This window comes from Psychrobacter sp. AOP5-GZ1-6 (genome assembly GCF_052376345.1).
GTDB lineage: Bacteria > Pseudomonadota > Gammaproteobacteria > Pseudomonadales > Moraxellaceae > Psychrobacter.
The window spans coordinates 1-2,902 of the sequence record NZ_JBQSVP010000212.1 but is presented as its reverse complement, the minus strand read 5'-3'; the positions used below and the strand labels follow the sequence as shown (position 1 = coordinate 2,902).

Sequence of the window (2,902 nt, the reverse complement as noted above, 5' to 3'; positions counted from 1 at the left end):
ATAGGAATGCTTTTACTTGTTGTTGCAAGTATCATGTGTCTTGTTTATAGCATCAAATTGATAATTATTGCTTTTCAAGAGTCGGTGCTGTGGGGGCTATTGTATTTTTTTATTCTACCTGCAAGCTTGTATTTTATTATCACCCGTTGGCCAGAATGTAAGTCACCATTTTTGAAATTATTAATATCAATTGCATGTATGTACCTGGGAGCTTCGATGTCCTCGCCATCGTATTAAAGCTTCAGTAGGGAATGAAGTAGTTAGGTATTTGCAATGACTTGCTGCTTAAAGTGATGGCTATACATAAAAATAGCGTATTCATAATCTGAATACGCTATTTGTTTATCATCTAAATGTAGGCTAAATTCATACTGATCTTAGTACGCACCTTTGCTATAGATAAGCTCATAGCTGTGGCTGTAAATCTCGACGATGTTGTCAAACGGATCTTCTATATGACATTGTCAATGCGTATCAACGTTGCATCTTGTTCATAACAAAGATCAGTTAGTAGCAGTACCTATATATAAATGTTAAACACGCCATACTCTATTTATATATATTTCAATTTATTCTGTATCTATGGACTAATGATGAATATAAAGCTATTAAGAAAGAACTGTCTTAAGATTATAATGACTTATATGATCGCTGGATTAACCATTTCCGCTACTGCGGAAGAGTCGATATTGATAAGAGATTTGACTACCATTGAGTCGCTAGCACAGCAAGGGAATGCCATTGCCCAGTATAATTTGGGTATCATGTATGCAGCAGGCTTAGATGTTGAGAAAAATAGTACAAAGGCTTTTGAGTGGTTGAATAAATCTGCCAATCAAGGGTTGGCTGAAGCACAATATAATATTGGTGTTATGTACAATGAAGGCATAGGCGTACCACAAAACTATGAAAAAGCCTTTGCCTACTATAGTAAGTCTGCTAAGCAAGGCTATGGTAGAGCTCAATACAATCTTGGTAATCTATATTCTACAGGTGAAGGTGTCGTTCAAAACGATATTAGAGCACTGAAGTATTGGCGGCAGGCAGCTGAACAAAATAACAAGTTAGCACAGTTTAATTTGGGCATTGCTTATGCCAATGCTAAAGGAGTTCCTAAAAATAATGCAACAGCGTTTAAGTGGTATCAAAAATCTGCTGAACAAGGAGTTGCTGACGCTCAATTTAATTTAGGTGTCCTGTATCAGCAGGGGCAAGGGGTTCATAAAAATAATACAAAAGCGGCTGAATGGTTCGAAAAAGCAGCTAAGCAAGGTATGGCACATGCTCAGTTTAACCTTGGCTCTATGTACTATAAAGGCGAGGGTGTAAAACTAGACTATAGCAAAGCGGCACATTGGTTTGAAAGCTATAGCCAGCTAGGTTATGAAGACGCGCAAAACCAATTAGCAAAAATTTATATTCTCAGTGACGGTGCCTATGGCGATAGAGTAGGCGGGCTAGCAGGGTTGAAGCGTATCTGTGACACTGGTATCCAAAAATATTGTGATATGTATACAGAATGGAGCCAAAAAACAAATTAAACGGTTTGGCTCTGTTCTGCTTGGAAGTAGGGTGTGTCACCAATGTACTAATTGATGATACGCCCTAGTGTAGTCGATACAATTTAAAAATAGTACAAGGTAACTGAGTGTAGGTGTATACGTGATACCTCAATAGGGACGCTGTAATACTTTTATAGTCGAGCTATTATAAGAATATCTAACTCATCTCAATACCTAAGCGCATAGCCGAAGCAATATTAGCAGCAGTAGTCTCAATGTTATTGTAAGCAGAACCTAACACGTTATCGATCGTGTCTACTTTTTGGATACTTGGCATAACCACATCGAACTGACTGGTCTGAGCAGGTTTTAGTCCATCGACGCTGCCGCAGATAGCGATAACAGGTGTACGGCTAGCCTTAGCGATTTGACTGATACCGTCTGCCACCTTACCCATGGCTGTTTGCGCATCGAGCTTACCTTCGCCAGTGATGACCAAATCAGCCTCTATGATATGTTGAGAAAGGTGAGCCACCTCGGCAACGGTATCAAAACCAGATTTCAGATGGGCATCACAAAAGCTCATTAACGCATAGCCAAGACCGCCTGCTGCGCCAGCACCTTCAACGTGTTGGCAGTCTTCATAGCCATACTGCCCACAAATAGTAGCAAAGTGACTGAGTGCCTTGTCCAGGGTATTGACTTGCTCTGGACAAGCGCCTTTTTGCGGGCCAAACACGGCGCTGGCACCTAGCAGACCGCATAATGGATTGGTCACATCACAAGCAACCTCAAATACCGTGTCTGATATCTTTGCGTGAAGGTTTGTATTATCGAGCTTATGTAGGCTGGCAAGTGCACCGCCGCCCTGAGCTAATGAATGACCATTGACGTCATGAAACGCCATACCTAACGCAGTTAGCATGCCAAGCCCTGCATCATTGGTGGCACTGCCACCCAACCCAATAATGATACGTTTAACGCCTTCATCCAAAGCATCGGCAATCAGCTCCCCGACACCATAACTGCTAGCGATGATCGGATTGCGCTCTGCCGCAGTCAGTAAATGTAGACCGCAAGCATGAGCGATTTCGATGACAGCTGTGGCATCAGGCAATAATAAGTACTTTGCGGTGATAGGTCTCATCAGTGGGTCATGCACTCTGATTTCTTTCCAGTGCCCACCCAATACATAAGACAATACGGCAGAGGTGCCTTCACCACCATCAGCCATTGGCAGCAGCTTATAATCAGCGTCTGGAAACACTTGGCTAAAGCCGGACTGGATTGCACGGCAAACATCTAGTGCCTCTAAACTTTCTTTAAACGAATCAGGGGCGATCAAAATTTTCATGGATATTTCTCTGGGTGTTTTTTGAATGTCTTTTGGTATATGTTAG

The 2,902-nt window shown here is 41.8% G+C and carries 2 protein-coding genes; one reads left to right on the top strand and one right to left on the bottom strand.

Annotated features, from left to right (window positions below; translation table 11 throughout):
* Positions 1 to 635: 635 nt before the first annotated feature.
* On the top strand, positions 636 to 1,541 hold the full coding sequence (locus tag ACT3RN_RS15080) for a tetratricopeptide repeat protein (RefSeq protein WP_192520899.1): 906 nt from the start codon (positions 636 to 638) through the stop codon (positions 1,539 to 1,541).
* Between the two features lie 178 nt (positions 1,542 to 1,719).
* Here the strand turns inward: ACT3RN_RS15080 and ACT3RN_RS15075 are convergent, their stop codons facing one another.
* A complete protein-coding gene (locus tag ACT3RN_RS15075; protein ID WP_192520898.1) occupies positions 1,720 to 2,856 on the bottom strand; it encodes a glycerate kinase in 1,137 nt (378 codons plus the stop codon).
* Positions 2,857 to 2,902: the final 46 nt, after the last annotated feature.

Excerpts from the sequence above, each read along its gene's own strand:
- ACT3RN_RS15075 (WP_192520898.1), bottom strand. The coding sequence starts at position 2,856 with ATGAAAATTTTGATCGCCCCTGATTCGTTTAAAGAAAGTTTAGAGGCA.
- ACT3RN_RS15080 (WP_192520899.1), top strand. The coding sequence starts at position 636 with ATGACTTATATGATCGCTGGATTAACCATTTCCGCTACTGCGGAAGAG.